The sequence below is a fragment of the Streptomyces sp. NPDC049837 genome (assembly GCF_040674455.1).
Taxonomy (GTDB): Bacteria; Actinomycetota; Actinomycetes; order Streptomycetales; family Streptomycetaceae; genus Streptomyces.
The window spans coordinates 97,507-112,560 of record NZ_JBFAMP010000009.1 but is presented as its reverse complement, the minus strand read 5'-3'; the positions used below and the strand labels follow the sequence as shown (position 1 = coordinate 112,560).

The window sequence follows — 15,054 nt, the reverse complement described above, 5'->3', positions numbered from 1 at the left end:
GTTCGTGGTGGAGGACAGGGTGCGCGTGGTCATCGCCGAGGATTCCGTCCTGCTCCGGGAGGGCCTGACCCGGCTGCTGACCGACCGGGGGCACGATGTCGTCGCCGGTGTCGGGGACGGCGAGGCGCTGGTCAAGACGGTGGGCGAGCTGGCGGACGACGGCGCGCTGCCCGACGTGGTGGTCGCCGACGTACGGATGCCGCCGACGCACACGGATGAGGGAGTACGGGCGGCGGTGCGGCTCCGCAAGGAGTACCCCGGCATCGGGGTGCTGGTGCTGTCGCAGTACGTGGAGGAGCGGTACGCCACCGAGCTGCTGGCCGGCAACAGCCGGGGAGTGGGCTATCTGCTGAAGGACCGGGTCGCCGAGGTCCGGGAATTCGTGGAGGCGGTGGTGCGGGTCGCCCGGGGCGGCACCGCGCTGGACCCGGAGGTGGTGGCCCAGTTGCTGGGCCGCAGCCGTAAGCAGGACGTGCTGGCGGCGCTGACGCCCCGCGAGCGCGAGGTCCTGGGGCTGATGGCGGAGGGCAGGACGAACTCGGCGATCGCGCGGCAGTTGATGGTCAGCGAGGGCGCGGTGGAGAAGCACGTGAGCAACATCTTCCTGAAGCTCGGGCTGTCACCGAGTGATGGGGATCATCGACGGGTACTCGCCGTGCTGACCTATCTGAACGGCTGACGTGCGGTGCTCGCCGGACCGGCACGGCCGGCCGCCGTGCCTGTCGCACGGCCTAGAACCAATGGATGAGTCGGGAGCGTCGTTACCGAACGACGTGGGGGGAGACACAGCATGATGATCGAGGGCGTACGGACGTCCCAAAATGGCGTCCATCATACGAGCGGTCCAGGGAAGGCGACCCTTACGGACGTAGGGTGGGCCTTGGGACGGCCGGTGGGCCGGCTGTCTCCCGAGCGTTCCCCCGCCGACGGCGGGGAGGCCCCTTGTCTCGAGGGAGGTCCAGTTCAGTGACCAGCCAGGTCAGCAGCCCAGCCGATCAGGCCGACGGGTCCGACGAGACCCGCCAGGCCAACGAGGCTGTCGTCGGGGAGCAGCGTGGCGGCCCCGGACAGCGTGGCGCGGAGAAGGAAGTACGCCGTCTGGACCGGGTGATCATCCGTTTCGCGGGTGACTCGGGCGATGGTATGCAGCTCACGGGGGACCGTTTCACGTCGGAGACGGCGTCGTTCGGCAACGACCTGTCGACCCTGCCGAACTTCCCGGCCGAGATCCGGGCCCCCGCCGGCACCCTGCCCGGTGTGTCGTCGTTCCAGCTCCACTTCGCCGACCACGACATCCTCACGCCGGGCGACGCGCCGAACGTGCTGGTCGCGATGAATCCCGCCGCTCTGAAGGCGAACATCGGCGACGTCCCGCGCGGCAGCGAGATCATCGTCAACACCGATGAGTTCGCCAAGCGGGCCATGGCGAAGGTGGGCTACGAGACCTCGCCGCTGGAGGACGGTTCCCTGGACGGGTACCGGGTCCACCCGGTGCCGCTGACGACGCTGACGATCGAGGCGCTCAAGGACTTCGGCCTGTCCCGCAAGGAGGCCGAGCGTTCCAAGAACATGTTCGCGCTCGGGCTGCTGAGCTGGATGTACCACCGGCCGACCGAGGGCACGGAGAAGTTCCTGCGGCAGAAGTTCGCCAGGAAGCCGGAGATCGCCGAGGCCAATGTGGCGGCGTTCCGCGCGGGGTGGAACTTCGGCGAGACCACCGAGGACTTCGCCGTCTCCTACGAGGTCGCCCCCGCCACGAAGGCGTTCCCGGCCGGCACGTACCGCAACATCTCCGGGAACCTGGCCCTCGCCTACGGTCTGATCGCCGCCTCCCGGCAGGCGGACCTGCCGCTGTACCTGGGTTCGTACCCGATCACCCCGGCGTCCGACATCCTGCACGAGCTGTCCAAGCACAAGAACTTCGGTGTGCGGACCTTCCAGGCCGAGGACGAGATCGCCGGCATCGGCGCCGCCCTGGGCGCTGCCTTCGGCGGTTCGCTGGCGGTCACCACCACCTCGGGCCCCGGTGTGGCGCTGAAGTCCGAGACGATCGGGCTCGCGGTGTCGCTGGAGCTGCCGCTGCTGATCGTCGACATCCAGCGCGGTGGCCCGTCGACCGGCCTGCCGACCAAGACCGAGCAGGCCGACCTGCTCCAGGCGATGTACGGGCGCAACGGCGAGGCCCCGGTGCCGGTCGTGGCACCGAGGACCCCGGCGGACTGCTTCGACGCGGCGCTGGAGGCGGCGCGCATCGCGCTGACCTACCGCACCCCGGTGTTCCTGCTGTCGGACGGCTACCTGGCCAACGGTTCCGAGCCGTGGCGCATCCCGGACATGGACGAGCTGCCCGACCTGGGTGTCACCTTCGCCACCGGCCCGAACCACAGCCTGGACGACGGCACCGAGGTCTTCTGGCCGTACAAGCGCGACCCGGAGACCCTGGCCCGTCCGTGGGCCCTGCCCGGTACGCCGGGGCTGGAGCACCGTATCGGCGGCATCGAGAAGCAGGACGGCACGGGGAACATCTCCTACGACCCGGCCAACCACGACTTCATGGTCCGCACCCGTCAGGCCAAGGTCGACGGCATCGACGTCCCCGACCTGAAGGTCGACGACCCGAGCGGCGCCCGCACCCTGGTGCTGGGCTGGGGCTCGACGTACGGGCCGATCACGGCCGCCGTGCGGCGGCTGCGCGCGGCGGGCGAGTCCATCGCCCAGGCGCACCTGCGCCACCTCAACCCCTTCCCGAAGAACCTCGGCGATGTGCTGAAGCGGTACGACAAGGTCGTCGTGCCGGAGATGAACCTGGGCCAGCTCGCCACCCTCATCCGGGCGAAATATCTGGTCGACGCGCACAGCTACAACCAGGTGAACGGCATGCCGTTCAAGGCCGAGCAGCTCGCCACGGCTCTCAAGGAGGCCATCCATGACTGAGGCGCTGAAGCTGGTGCCCAAGGCCGAGGCCAAGCAGTCCATGAAGGACTTCAAGTCCGACCAGGAAGTGCGCTGGTGCCCCGGTTGCGGCGACTACGCGATCCTCGCCGCCGTGCAGGGCTTCATGCCCGAGCTCGGCCTGGCGAAGGAGAACATCGTCTTCGTCTCGGGTATCGGCTGCTCCTCCCGCTTCCCGTACTACATGAACACCTACGGGATGCACTCGATCCACGGGCGTGCCCCCGCGATCGCGACCGGCCTGGCCTCGTCGCGCACGGACCTGTCCGTGTGGGTCGTCACCGGTGACGGCGACGCGCTGTCCATCGGCGGCAACCACCTCATCCACGCGCTGCGGCGCAACGTCAACCTCAAGATCCTGCTGTTCAACAACCGGATCTACGGCCTGACCAAGGGGCAGTACTCCCCGACCTCCGAGGTCGGCAAGATCACCAAGTCGACGCCGATGGGCTCGCTGGACGCGCCGTTCAACCCGGTGTCCCTCGCCCTTGGCGCGGAGGCGTCGTTCGTGGCCCGGACGGTGGACTCCGATCGCAAGCACCTCACCGAGGTACTGCGGCAGGCGGCCGACCACTCCGGCACGGCGCTGGTGGAGATCTACCAGAACTGCAACATCTTCAACGACGGGGCCTTCGACGTCCTGAAGGACAAGGACAAGGCGGAGGAGGCCGTGATCCGCCTGGAGCACGGGCAGCCGATCCGCTTCGGCCCGGGCGGCGGCAAGGGTGTCGTGCGGGACGCGGCGACCGGTGACCTGAAGGTGGTCCCGGTGACGCCGGAGAACGAGAGCCAGGTCCTGGTCCACGACGCGCACAGCGCCAGCCCGACCACGGCGTTCGCGCTGTCCCGGCTCGCGGACCCGGACACGCTGCACAACACGCCCATCGGTGTGTTCCGGTCCGTCGAACGGCCCGTCTACGACACGCAGATGGCCGACCAGCTCGACGCGGCCGTCGAGCAGAACGGCAAGGGCGACCTCGCCGCGCTGCTCGCGGGCAACGACACCTGGACGGTCATCGGCTGACGTCCGGCGCGGCCGGCCGCCGGTGCGGACGGTGCTGTGCGGACGGTGCGAAGGCCCGGGTTTCCGTCAGGAGGCCCGGGCCTCGTCGTAGGCGTCCCGCGCCCGCTGTACGGCGTCCACGTGCCGCTCGGTCCACCGGGCGAGGGCCCATACCTGTTCGGCGGCCTCCCTCCCGAGCGCGGTGAGCGAGTAGTCGACCCGGGGCGGGATGACGGGTTTGGCGTCGCGGTGGACGAAACCGTCCCGTTCCAGGGTCTGGAGGGTCTGGGCGAGCATCTTCTCGCTGACGCCACCGATGGAGCGGCGCAGCTCGCTGAACCGGTACGAGCGTTCCAGCAGGGCGGCGAGGACGAGCACGCCCCAGCGGCTGGTGACGTGTTCGAGGACGAGGCGGGAGGGGCACATCGCGTCGTTGACGTCGGGCACCGGCGGACTCGGGTTACTTACGCTCACACCAGTACCTTACTTCAAAGTGGGTACTTTCCGAAAGTTAGCGCACTCCGTAGGTTGGTGTGCCGACCCCGACCCCTTCTCGGAAAGGCACCCCATGAGCATCGTCGTCACCGGAGCCACCGGCCACCTCGGCCGCCTCGTCATCGACGCCCTGCTGGCCGACGGCGTTCCGGCGCACGGCATCGCGGCCGTCGTACGTGACAAGCAGAAGGCCGCCGGCCTCGCGGAGCGCGGCGTCGAGCTGCGCGTCGCCGACTACGACCGCCCCGAGACCCTGGCGGGGGCGTTCGAGGCGGGCGACCGCGTCCTGCTGGTCTCCGGCAGCGAGGTCGGGCGGCGCGTGCCGCAGCACACGGCCGTGATCAGCGCGGCCAAGGCGGCGGGCGTGGCGCAGCTCGCGTACACCGGCATCCTCGGCGGGCCGGACGCCGACTTCGACCTGGCCGCCGAGCACAAGGCGACCGAGCGGCTGATCCTTGACTCGGGCCTGCCGTACACGCTGCTGCGCAACGGCTGGTACACCGAGAACTACACCGAGCACCTCGCCCCGGTCCTGGAGCACGGCGCCGTCGTCGCCAACGCGGGCGAGGGCCGGGTCGCCTCCGCCACCCGCGCCGACTACGCGGCCGCGGCCGCCGCCGTACTCACCCAGGACGGCCACCTCGGCAAGGTGTACGAGCTGAGCGGTGACACCGCCTGGTCGTTCGCCGAGTACGCGGCGGAGATCGCCCGTCAGTCCGGCAAGCCCGTCGTGTACAACAACGTGCCCGCCGAGACGCACCTGGCCATCCTGACCGGCGCCGGCGTCCCCGAGCCGTTCGCCGCGATCCTCGTCGACGTCGACAAGGCGATCGAGCGCGGCCTGCTGGCCCGCACGAGCGGCGACCTGGCCGGGCTGATCGGCCGCCCGACGACCCCGCTCGCCGACACGGTGGCGGAGGCGCTCCGGCAGCGGTGACGCCGGCTGCCACATCGGCTGCGACCTCGACTGCGACCTCGGCTGTGGCGTCCGCCGCGGCGCCGGCTGTGACGCATGCGTCATGACCGTATTGCGGTACGGACATGACAGTCCGGCCCGCCCGGCGCTACCTTCGTCCGCAGGGCACAGCGCAGGGCGGGCGGAAAGGCGGCGGCCGGTGGCGGCGAAGAGCGGCGGAGAGCAGCGGGCAGGACTCCTGTACGGCGTGGGCGCCTATGGCATGTGGGGCCTCGTGCCCCTCTTCTGGCCGCTGCTGAAACCGGCCGGGTCCGTCGAGATCCTGGCCCACCGCATGGTCTGGTCGCTGGCCTTCGTCGGTGTCGCGCTCCTCGCGCTGCGCCGCTGGAGCTGGATAGGTGAGCTGCTGCGGCAGCCTCGCAAGCTCGGCCTGATCGCGGTCGCCGCCGCCGTGATCACCGTCAACTGGGGTCTGTACATCTGGGCCGTCAACTCCGGCCAGGTCGTGGAGGCCTCCCTCGGCTACTTCATCAACCCGCTGGTCACCATCGCCATGGGTGTACTGCTGCTCCAGGAACGGCTGCGCCCCGCCCAGTGGGCGGCCGTCGGCATCGGCTTCGCGGCGGTGGTGGTGCTGGCCGTGGGCTACGGGCGGCCGCCGTGGATCTCCCTGACCCTCGCCTTCTCCTTCGCCATCTACGGCCTGGTGAAGAAGAAGGTCAACATCGGCGGCGTGGAGTCGCTGGCGGCGGAGACCGCCGTCCAGTTCCTGCCGGCGCTCGCGTACCTGCTGTGGCTGGGCTCCCAGGGCTCGGGCCACTTCGGCACGACGGGCGCGGGCCACGCGGCGCTGCTCGCCGCGACCGGGGTGGTCACCGCCGTACCCCTGGTGTGCTTCGGCGCGGCGGCGATCCGGGTGCCGCTGTCCACGCTGGGGCTGTTGCAGTACCTGGCCCCGGTGTTCCAGTTCCTGCTGGGTGTCGTCTACTTCCACGAGGCGATGCCGCCCGAGCGGTGGGCGGGCTTCTCGCTCGTCTGGCTGGCCCTGACGATCCTGACCTGGGACGCGCTGCGGACATCCCGGCGTACGAGGGCGGAGGCGGCGGCCCTGCGGCTGGCGGCGGCCGCGTCCGCCCTCCCGGCACAGCCGGCGGACCGCCCCCGCGAGGGCGACGCCCCGAAGGTCCCGGGCCACAGCGCGTAGCGCTCGCCCCGGCACGGACGCGGCCCCGGACGGCGGCGCGCCCGGGGGCGGTGAACCCGGGGGCGGTGAACCCGGGGGCGGTGAACCCGGGGGCCGGCAACCGCCCAGGCCCGGCGACCGCCGGGGCCCCGCCCCCACCCGAGCGCGACCACCGGCCACCGGCCAGTGCCAATGCGCCCGGGAGCGGCCAAGCCGCCGGCCCCACCGCGCGCCCAGGCCCGGCCGCCGCGACCCCCTCAGCCCCGCAGCGCCTCCACCACCCGGGTCATGACGCCCTGCCAGTGCGTACGGCGCTGCTCGCGTTCGTCCGCGCTCGCGAGGTGCTCCTGGTGGAAGCGGAGTACCGCCTTCCCGGGGCCGGACGCAGAGACGGTGACCTGGACGGTCGTACCGCCACAGGTGAGACGCACCCTGTCCCCCGGCCGGTAGCCGCGTACCTCGCCGGTGAGGCCGTCGACCGTCTCGTACGCCGCCCCCTTCTCCTGCGGGAGCCCGCCCTTCACGCGGCCGAGCCAGAGCGCGATGCCTTCCGGGCTCGTGATGAAGTCCCAGACGGCACCGGCCGGCAGCGGCAGGGTCTTCGACACGCCGATCTCCCAGCCGGCGTCGCGGGTCAGTCCTGTGGGCATGGCGCTTCTCCTTCGGTCCGGGTACGGGCCCGGTGGGACCGGACCTTGTGGCGGTTGCCGCACCGTTCCATCGCGCACCAGCGGCGGCGGCCGGGGCGGGAGGTGTCGACGAAGAGCAGGTAGCAGTCGTGGGCGCCGCACTCGCGGATGCGGCCGGCCGCCGCGTAGGGGCCGGTGAACAGGTCGATCGCGTCCCGGGCGATCGTCGACACCAGCCCGGCCACGCTCACGCCGGGCGCCCACTCCCGCTGCCCGGCGGCCGTCATGCGCACGGCCAGCGGCGGTCCGGCCGCCGCCGCGTTCACCACGGCGAGGTCGGCGGACGCGAGCGCGTGGCCGTGCGCGTGGGCGGCGGCGATCCCGTGCAGGGCGTCGCGCAGTTCCCGTACCGCCGCGAGGTCCCGCTCGTCGATGGGCGGCAGCCGGAGGCCGGGCGGCGTGAGGCGGGCGGCCGCCACCCAGTCGAGCAGCCCGGCAGGGGTGTCGAGCACCTCGTACCGGGCGAGGGGGCCCGGGCCGCCCGTGGGCAGCAGCTCCAGGCACAGGGCACCCGGATCGAAGCGGAACGTCCGGCCCTCCGGCGTGTGCAGGGGCAGACCTATTGCGGACTCACTCACGTAACCAATATAAGAGGTTACATGACCACACTCCACTGGAAGCTTGTGATCGACGCGGCGGACCCGCACCCGCAGGCCGACTTCTGGGCCGGGGCCCTGGGCTACCTGGTCGAGGACAACAGCGACCTGATCGACCGGCTGCTCGGCCTCGGGCACGTGACGGAGGAGCAGACCGTCGAAGCGCACGGCCGCCGTGCGTGGCGAGATCTGATCGCCGTCCGGCATCCGGACGATCCGTACGAGGAGGAGACCGGCATCGGGCTCGGCAGGCGGCTGCTCTTCCAGCGCGTACCGGAGCCGAAGACGGTGAAGAACCGCCTCCACCTCGACCTGCACGCCGCCCCAGGCCGACGGGATGCGGAGGTGGCACGGCTGGAGGCGCTGGGCGCGACCGTGCTGCGCCACGTCAAGGAGCCGGGCGGCGAGTGGACCGTCATGGCGGACCCGGAGGGCAACGAGTTCTGCGTGCAGTAGGAGGCGCGGCAGCTCCTACGGCTCGTCGTCCTCTTCCCAGCGGAAGCCCCTCAGCCCCACGTCCGCCTCCGCCTCCTCGGGGTGGATCCGCCGGGTCAGCCGCGACCAGTACGTGCAGGCGCAGATCACCACCGCGCACACGCACAGCATCACGAAGGCGAAGTTCGCCGCGATGTGGGCGAAGTACACGATCAGCGCGTCGAGGATGAGGAACGGATCGAGGTTCACGGCCGCTCACCCTCGTCCAGTCCCTTGCGGGGCCGCCGTGGCCGGCGCGAGCCGAGGAAGACGACGACGGCGAGGACGGCGAGCAGCACCATCATCGCCACCAGCACGTCGGTGGTTCCCCACGCCGTGAAGCGCTCCCAGATGCCGGGCAGTTCGTCGGGGCCGTGCACATGCTGCCGCATGTGGGCAGCATGCCCGCCTCAAGGCTCGGTGGGGGCGGCCGTGGCCGAAAGGCCGTGTGGCGGTGTTCATTCCGCGACCACTTCGCGCACAGAACGTTCCGATATCCGAACGCTTGTGACCGGATTACGCCCTTGACGGTAGGTCACGCTCTCGCTGACCATGCAGCACGCACATCGCATCAGTAGCTCCAACGCCCCGCGCCACAAGGCCGCGGGGCGTCTCGCACGTTCCGTTCCCATCCCCGTACGGAATCCGGAGCCCCCACATGAACCACTCCGCGCACCACCGCATACCCAGACGCACCGCCGCAGCCGCCGCACTCGCCCTCGCCGGCCTCCTGGCCACGGCCGCCCCGGCCGCCACCGCCGCACCGGCCGCGACCACCGCCCCGTCAGCCGTAACCGAGGCCGCCGCCGCGCCCGACATACCCATCGCCAACGTCAAGGCGCACCTCACCCAATTCCAGTCGATAGCCGGCGCCAACGGCGGCAACCGTGCCCACGGCCGCCCCGGCTACAAGGCGTCGATCGACTACGTGAAGGCCAAACTGGACGCGGCCGGATTCACCACCACCGTCCAGCAGTTCACGTACAACGGCACCACCGGCTACAACCTCATCGCCGACTGGCCCGGCGGCGACACCAGCCAGGTCCTCATGGCGGGCGCCCACCTGGACTCCGTCTCATCCGGCGCCGGCATCAACGACAACGGCTCGGGTTCCGCCGCCGTGCTGGAGACCGCGCTCGCCGTCTCCCGCGCCCAGCTCAAGCCCGCCAAGCACCTCCGCTTCGCGTGGTGGGGCGCCGAGGAACTCGGCCTGGTCGGCTCCAAGTACTACGTCAACAACCTCCCCGCCACCGAGCGCGCGAAGGTCTCCGGGTACCTCAACTTCGACATGATCGGCTCGCCGAACCCCGGCTACTTCGTCTACGACGACGACCCGACGATCGAGAAGACCTTCAAGGACTACTTCGCCGGCCTCGGCGTCCCGACCGAGATCGAGACCGAGGGCGACGGCCGCTCCGACCACGCCTCGTTCAAGAACGTCGGCATCCCGGTCGGCGGCCTATTCACCGGCGCCAGCCGTACGAAGACCAGCGCCCAGGCGCAGAAGTGGGGCGGTACGGCCGGCCAGGCCTTCGACCGCTGCTACCACTCCTCGTGCGACACCACGTCCAACATCAACGACACCGCGCTCGACCGGAACAGCGACGCGGTCGCGCACGCCATCTGGACGCTGTCCGCCGGTACGACCGAGCCGCCGACCGGCGACACGTACGAGAACACCGCCGACGTCGCCATCCCCGACAACGGTTCGGCCGTGACGTCCACGGTCACCGTCTCCGGCCGCACCGGCAACGCCCCGGCCGCCCTCAAGGTGGGCGTCGACATCGTCCACACCTGGCGCGGCGACCTGGTCGTCGACCTGCTCGCGCCCGACGGCACGGCGTACCGCCTCAAGGGCTCGAGCAGTAACGATTCCGCCGACAACGTCCAGACCACCTACACGGTCGACGCGTCGAGCGAGGCGGCGAACGGAGCCTGGAAGCTGCGCGTCCAGGACGTGGCGGCCCAGGACACGGGCTACATCAACGCGTTCCGCCTCACGTTCTGAGCGAGCATGCCGGTGCCCCGCCCGGAGAACTCCTCCAGGCGGGGCGCCTCGCACCTCATCCGTTACTTCTTGCCGTTCGCCGCGTCCACCAGGGCCTCCGGGGTCACCGCGCCCACGTAGACCTTGCCGTCGTCGGTCAACAGGGCGTTGACCAGGCGGGTCTTGAAGACCGTGCCCGAGCCGAACTTGCCGCTCACCTTGTCGCCGAGCGCGTCCAGGAACTGCTGGGCCTCCGCCGGGGCGTCGGACGGGAGGTCGGACGGAACGCCGCCGGCCGGACCCGCGAGCTGCGCGATGGACGTCCAGCCCTCGCCGATGACGTTCAGGCCCTCAAGGCCCTGGAACTCCTCCGGGCCGGCCGGCCGCTCGTGCCGGGGAACCTCGCCCGAGGCCGGCTCCTCCGTCACCTTCGTGCCCTTCGGCGGCGTGAAGTCGAACGTCGAGGCGGCCGGCTTGGCGAAGTCCACCTTGGTGAATCCCGCGTCGATCGCGGCCTTGCCGCCCCCGCGCGGCGTGAGCGTGAACTTCAGCGGTACGCCGTTGCCGGCGTCCACCGCGACCTTGATCGACTCGATCGTCGAGCCGCTCTGCTTCGGCTTGATCACGAGCTGGTACGCGTCGCGCCCGGCGATCCGCGCCGTACCGTCGACCGTCACCGACGTCGTGTCGTCGACGGCCTTCAGGGCCTGGTCGGCCAGGTCCTTCGGGGTGGCCGGAAGATCGGGTTCCGGGGCTTCCGCGCCCCGCTTCTCGGTGGAGTGGACCGCCTCCTTGGACGCGCCGTCGTACGCCCACACGTCGTTCCCGTTGCGCACCAGGCTGTACTCGGCCGAGGCGTCGTCCACGACCGTCAGCCGCTGCTTGTCGGGGCCGTCCGCCGCCACCCGGAGGGTGTGCGTGCCCGAGGCGAGCTCCATCAGCTTGCCGACGCCCGCGCCGTCGCCCGCGCCGTCCCCGCCGCCCCCGAGGTCGCCGCCCAGCCCCGCCAGCGACGGCAGGCCGAGGTCGGTCGTCACCTTCACCGTGCCGGAGAGCTGCTGTACGTCCGACGCGGCGATCTTCTCCACCAGTTGCTGTGCCGTGATCTCCGGCAGTTCGGGGTCCCCGGATGCCGCGAGCGCCGGGACGAGCCCGATCGTCGCCGCCGCCACCCCCGCCACCGCGACCGGGACCGCGTACCGCGCCGTCCTCCGGCGCCCCGCGCTGTCGTTCGGTGCCATGTGCCTACCTCCGTGGTCAGCCATCCGTCTGCCTCAACGTCTGGCATCCATCTGACCAAGGCGGCGCCCCCCGGGGCGTCAGTCCCCGGGCTCAACTTCCGTACTGCTGAAGGATGACACCAACCCCGAGACCCCTACCCCGCGAGGTGACCGACGAGGTGACCCGGCAAGATCAGCCCGCCCGGTGCACCACGAGGTCGCACAGCTCCTCCAGCGCGGCCTTCGCGTAGCAGTCCGGCAGCGGAGCCAGCGTCGCGCGGGCGTCCTGCGCGTACCTCACGGTGTCCCGCCGCGCCCGCTCCAGCGCCGGGTGGACCCGCAGCCGCCGCAGCGCCTCCGCGTGCCGCACGTCGTCCGTGAGGTCGCTGTCCAGCAGCTCGACCAGCTCCAGGTCCTCCGCCGCCCCGCCGACCGCGGCCTGCGCGCGCAGGTGCAGCACCGGCAGCGTGGGGATGCCCTCGCGCAGGTCGGTGCCCGGCGTCTTGCCCGACTCGTGGGAGTCGGAGGCGATGTCCAGGACGTCGTCGGCGAGCTGGAAGGCGACGCCGAGCCGCTCGCCGTACTGCGTGAGGATGTCCACGACCCGTTCGTCGGCGCCCGACATCATCGCGCCGAAGCGGCCCGAGACGGCGATCAGCGAGCCCGTCTTGCCGGCGATGACGTCCAGGTAGTGCTCGACCGGGTCGCGCCCGTCGCGCGGGCCGGCCGTCTCCAGGATCTGGCCGGTGACCAGGCGCTCGAAGGCCTCCGCCTGGATGCGTACCGCCTCGGGGCCGAGGTCCGCCAGGATGTGCGAGGCACGCGCGAAGAGAAAGTCACCCGTCAGGACAGCCACCGAGTTGCCCCAGCGGGCGTTGGCGCTGTCCACCCCCCGGCGTACGTCGGCCTCGTCCATGACGTCGTCGTGGTAGAGCGTCGCCAGGTGCGTGAGCTCGACGACCACGGCCGAGGGCACGACACCCGGGGCGTGCGGGTCGCCGAACTGCGCGGCGAGCATCACCAGCAGCGGGCGGAAGCGCTTGCCCCCGGCCCGTACCAGGTGCTGCGCCGCCTCCGTGATGAACGGCACGTCGCTCTTGGTGGCATCGAGGAGCCCTGCCTCGACGGCCGCCAATCCGGTCTGGACATCGGCCTCAAGAGCCTGGTCCCGCACGCTCAGCCCGAACGGCCCGACTGCGGTCACGAGGGGGTCTCCTGTCTGCTGACGATCACACGGATTGTCGATGTGTCGCTGGATTCACTCAAGTCAGCGTATCCGGTCGCCTTTCGATCACCGTGGGCGCCTTCCGCCCTCCCCCGGTATGTTCAAGAACAGCTCATACGTCCAGAATCAGCCCTTTTGTCCACAGCCCCTTCCCTTGTCCATAACCCCTCCGCCCGGGCCCGAGGTCCCCATGAAGATCCGCACCTCCTTCCCGTACGAGACGGCCCACGAGGACGTCCGCATCCCCCTCCCGGACGGAACGAGGCTCTACGCCCGTGTCTGGCGCCCCCTGACCGACGAGCCCGTCCCCGCCCTGCTGGAGTACCTGCCGCACCGGCTGACCGACGGGACCGCCGCCCGCGACTGGCAACGCCACCCCTGGTACGCCGGTCACGGCTACGCCTCGGTACGGGTGGACGTGCGCGGGTACGGCAACAGCGAGGGGCTCCCGGGCGACGCGTACCGCGAGGCCGAGCTCGCCGATGGCGTGGACGTGATCGACTGGCTGGCCGGCCGGCCGTGGTGCGACGGCGGCGTCGGCATGTTCGGCATCGGCCGGGGCGGCTCCACCGCGCTGCGGATCGCCGCCCGCGCCCCCGAGCCGCTCAAGGCGGTCGTCGCCGTCTGTTGCGCCGACGACCGGTACGACGGCGACCTCCACTACGCGGGCGGCTCCGTCCTCGCCGCCGGGACGCACTCCCGGGCGGCGGCCATGCTCGCCTCGGCCGCACGCCCGCCCGATCCCCTGCACGTCGGTGACGCCTGGCGCGACATGTGGCTGACGCGCCTGGAGGCGGTGGAGCCGCTCGTCCACACCTGGCTCGCCCACCGGACCCGCGACGACTACTGGCGGGGCGGCAGCCTCCGCGAGGAGTACGGCGCCGTCCGGGCGGCGGTCCTCGCGGTGGGCGGCTGGCACGACCCGTACCGCGACACCGTGCTCCGGCTGGTCGAGCACCTGCCCGGCGACCGCGTCAGGGGCGTCATCGGGCCCTGGTCGCACCAGTACCCGGACCGGGAGCTGCCGCCCGGCCCGGCGATCGGCTTCCTCCAGGAGACGCTCCGCTGGTGGGACCACCACCTCAGGGGCCGGCCCACCGGCATCATGTCCGAGCCCCTCCTCCGCTCCTGGATCACCGCCTCGTACCGGCCCGCCACCGTCCACCGGGAGCTCCCCGGCCGCTGGGCCGGCGACGACACCTGGCCGTCCCCGAACGTCACACCGGTCACGTACGCCCTCCAGGGCCCGCCCGTCCTCGTCCGCTCCCCGCAGCACACGGGCCTGGACGCCGGCCATCCCCTGCCCTCCGGCAACGACGCCGACCTGCCGCCCGACCAGCGCGCCGAGGACGCCCACTCGGCCTGCTTCGACTTCCCCGTCCCGCCGGACGGCGCACCCATCGAGATCCTCGGGCGCCCCCGCGTCTCCCTCGCCCTGCACACCGAAGCGCCGGCCCCTGAAGCGCCGGCCCCCGAGCCGCCGGCCGCCAGTACCCCGGACGTCGGCGCACCACCCCCCCAGCCACCGGACGCCGGCGCACCACGCCCCGGAACGGCGCCCCCCGGCCCCCCGCACCCCGGCGCGCCCGGCGGCCAGGTCGTCGCCCGCCTCTGCGACGTGGCCCCGGACGGCTCGTCGACCCTCGTCACGCGCGGCGCGCTGAACCTCGCGGCGGCGGCCGGGAACACCGAGAACGCCGGGGTCCACGTCTTCGAGCTGAACGCCACCGGGCACACCTTCCCGCCCGGTCACCGCGTCCGGCTCGCGGTCTCCTCCGCGTACTGGCCCTGGATCTGGCCCCGCGCGGACGGGGCCGCCGGCTTCACCCTCGACCCCGACGCCTGCTCCCTCCTGCTCCCCGTGCGCGCTCCGACCACCGACACCGTCGCCTTCGAGGAGCCCGAGCAGGCCGAGCCGCTGGGCGTCGCCGTTCCCACCACCCTCGACGACACCGAGACCCGCCGCCCCGAGCGGCTGACCGTCCGCGATGTCGCCCGGGGCGAATGGCGCCTGGAAGTGGACCCCCGCCACGGCGGCACCCGCGTCCACCCGGACGGCCTGGAGGTCACCGAGGAGGCGCTGGAGACCTACGCGATCAACGAACGGGACCCCCTCTCCGCCCGCGCGCGCTCCGACTGGACGATCCGCCTGCATCGCCCCGACCTGCCCTGGAACGTCACCGTCGAGACCCGCTCCGAGATCACCTGCACCGCCACCCACTTCCTGACGTCCGACGAAGTGATCTGCAAGGACGGCACGGAACCCGTCTTCCACCACACCTGGGAGAGGCGCATCCCCCGTACGGCAGGCTGA

General features: G+C 71.7%; 15 protein-coding genes. 8 read left to right on the top strand and 7 right to left on the bottom strand.

Annotated features, from left to right (window positions below):
* The first annotated feature begins 19 nt into the window (after positions 1-19).
* The 3 genes from AB0J57_RS24080 (at position 20) to AB0J57_RS24070 (ending at position 3,976) form a co-directional block, all read left to right on the top strand.
* Positions 20-679 carry a response regulator transcription factor gene (locus tag AB0J57_RS24080; protein WP_366130582.1) on the top strand — a complete coding sequence of 220 codons (660 nt, stop codon included), beginning with the start codon at positions 20-22 and terminating at the stop codon, positions 677-679.
* Positions 680-966: 287 nt separating this feature from the next.
* Complete coding sequence (locus AB0J57_RS24075) at positions 967-2,934, top strand: 2-oxoacid:acceptor oxidoreductase subunit alpha (protein ID WP_366130365.1); 1,968 nt, start codon at positions 967-969, stop codon at positions 2,932-2,934.
* Positions 2,927-3,976 carry a 2-oxoacid:ferredoxin oxidoreductase subunit beta gene (locus AB0J57_RS24070; RefSeq protein ID WP_366130364.1) on the top strand — a complete coding sequence of 350 codons (1,050 nt, stop codon included), beginning with the start codon at positions 2,927-2,929 and terminating at the stop codon, positions 3,974-3,976. Before AB0J57_RS24075 ends, AB0J57_RS24070 begins: the two co-directional genes overlap by 8 nt.
* A gap of 66 nt (positions 3,977-4,042) precedes the next feature.
* Here the strand turns inward: AB0J57_RS24070 and AB0J57_RS24065 are convergent, their stop codons facing one another.
* On the bottom strand, positions 4,043-4,381 hold the full coding sequence (locus AB0J57_RS24065) for a helix-turn-helix domain-containing protein (RefSeq protein WP_366130581.1): 339 nt from the start codon (positions 4,379-4,381) through the stop codon (positions 4,043-4,045).
* A gap of 142 nt (positions 4,382-4,523) precedes the next feature.
* Between AB0J57_RS24065 and AB0J57_RS24060 the strand changes: the two genes are divergently transcribed.
* Positions 4,524-5,387, top strand: coding sequence for an SDR family oxidoreductase (locus AB0J57_RS24060; RefSeq protein ID WP_366130363.1), 864 nt, complete (start codon positions 4,524-4,526; stop codon positions 5,385-5,387).
* Between the two features lie 241 nt (positions 5,388-5,628).
* Positions 5,629-6,570, top strand: a complete 942-nt coding sequence (gene rarD / locus AB0J57_RS24055) for an EamA family transporter RarD (RefSeq protein ID WP_366130580.1) — start codon at positions 5,629-5,631, stop codon at positions 6,568-6,570.
* Between the two features lie 236 nt (positions 6,571-6,806).
* Here rarD and AB0J57_RS24050 read toward each other — a convergent pair whose 3' ends face one another.
* Positions 6,807-7,199, bottom strand: coding sequence for an SRPBCC domain-containing protein (locus tag AB0J57_RS24050; protein WP_366130362.1), 393 nt, complete (start codon positions 7,197-7,199; stop codon positions 6,807-6,809).
* The gene (locus AB0J57_RS24045) at positions 7,184-7,816 is read right to left on the bottom strand and encodes a CGNR zinc finger domain-containing protein (protein WP_366130361.1); all 633 of its coding nucleotides are present in this window, start codon (positions 7,814-7,816) and stop codon (positions 7,184-7,186) included. Before AB0J57_RS24045 ends, AB0J57_RS24050 begins: the two co-directional genes overlap by 16 nt.
* 21 nt (positions 7,817-7,837) lie before the next feature.
* On the opposite strand from AB0J57_RS24045, the gene AB0J57_RS24040 reads away from it, so the two are divergent.
* Positions 7,838-8,290, top strand: coding sequence for a VOC family protein (locus tag AB0J57_RS24040; protein WP_366130360.1), 453 nt, complete (start codon positions 7,838-7,840; stop codon positions 8,288-8,290).
* 15 nt (positions 8,291-8,305) lie between these two features.
* Here the strand turns inward: AB0J57_RS24040 and AB0J57_RS24035 are convergent, their stop codons facing one another.
* Positions 8,306-8,518, bottom strand: a complete 213-nt coding sequence (locus tag AB0J57_RS24035) for a hypothetical protein (RefSeq protein WP_366130359.1) — start codon at positions 8,516-8,518, stop codon at positions 8,306-8,308.
* Positions 8,515-8,700, bottom strand: coding sequence for a hypothetical protein (locus AB0J57_RS24030; RefSeq protein ID WP_366130358.1), 186 nt, complete (start codon positions 8,698-8,700; stop codon positions 8,515-8,517). Before AB0J57_RS24030 ends, AB0J57_RS24035 begins: the two co-directional genes overlap by 4 nt.
* 266 nt (positions 8,701-8,966) lie before the next feature.
* On the opposite strand from AB0J57_RS24030, the gene AB0J57_RS24025 reads away from it, so the two are divergent.
* Complete coding sequence (locus tag AB0J57_RS24025; RefSeq protein WP_366130357.1) at positions 8,967-10,316, top strand: M28 family peptidase; 1,350 nt, start codon at positions 8,967-8,969, stop codon at positions 10,314-10,316.
* A 62-nt stretch (positions 10,317-10,378) separates the two neighbouring features.
* On the opposite strand, the gene AB0J57_RS24020 is transcribed toward AB0J57_RS24025, so the two are convergent.
* On the bottom strand, positions 10,379-11,536 hold the full coding sequence (locus tag AB0J57_RS24020; RefSeq protein WP_366130356.1) for a DUF2092 domain-containing protein: 1,158 nt from the start codon (positions 11,534-11,536) through the stop codon (positions 10,379-10,381).
* A gap of 172 nt (positions 11,537-11,708) precedes the next feature.
* Complete coding sequence (locus tag AB0J57_RS24015) at positions 11,709-12,719, bottom strand: polyprenyl synthetase family protein (protein ID WP_366130355.1); 1,011 nt, start codon at positions 12,717-12,719, stop codon at positions 11,709-11,711.
* Between the two features lie 211 nt (positions 12,720-12,930).
* Between AB0J57_RS24015 and AB0J57_RS24010 the strand changes: the two genes are divergently transcribed.
* Complete coding sequence (locus AB0J57_RS24010; protein WP_366130354.1) at positions 12,931-15,054, top strand: CocE/NonD family hydrolase; 2,124 nt, start codon at positions 12,931-12,933, stop codon at positions 15,052-15,054.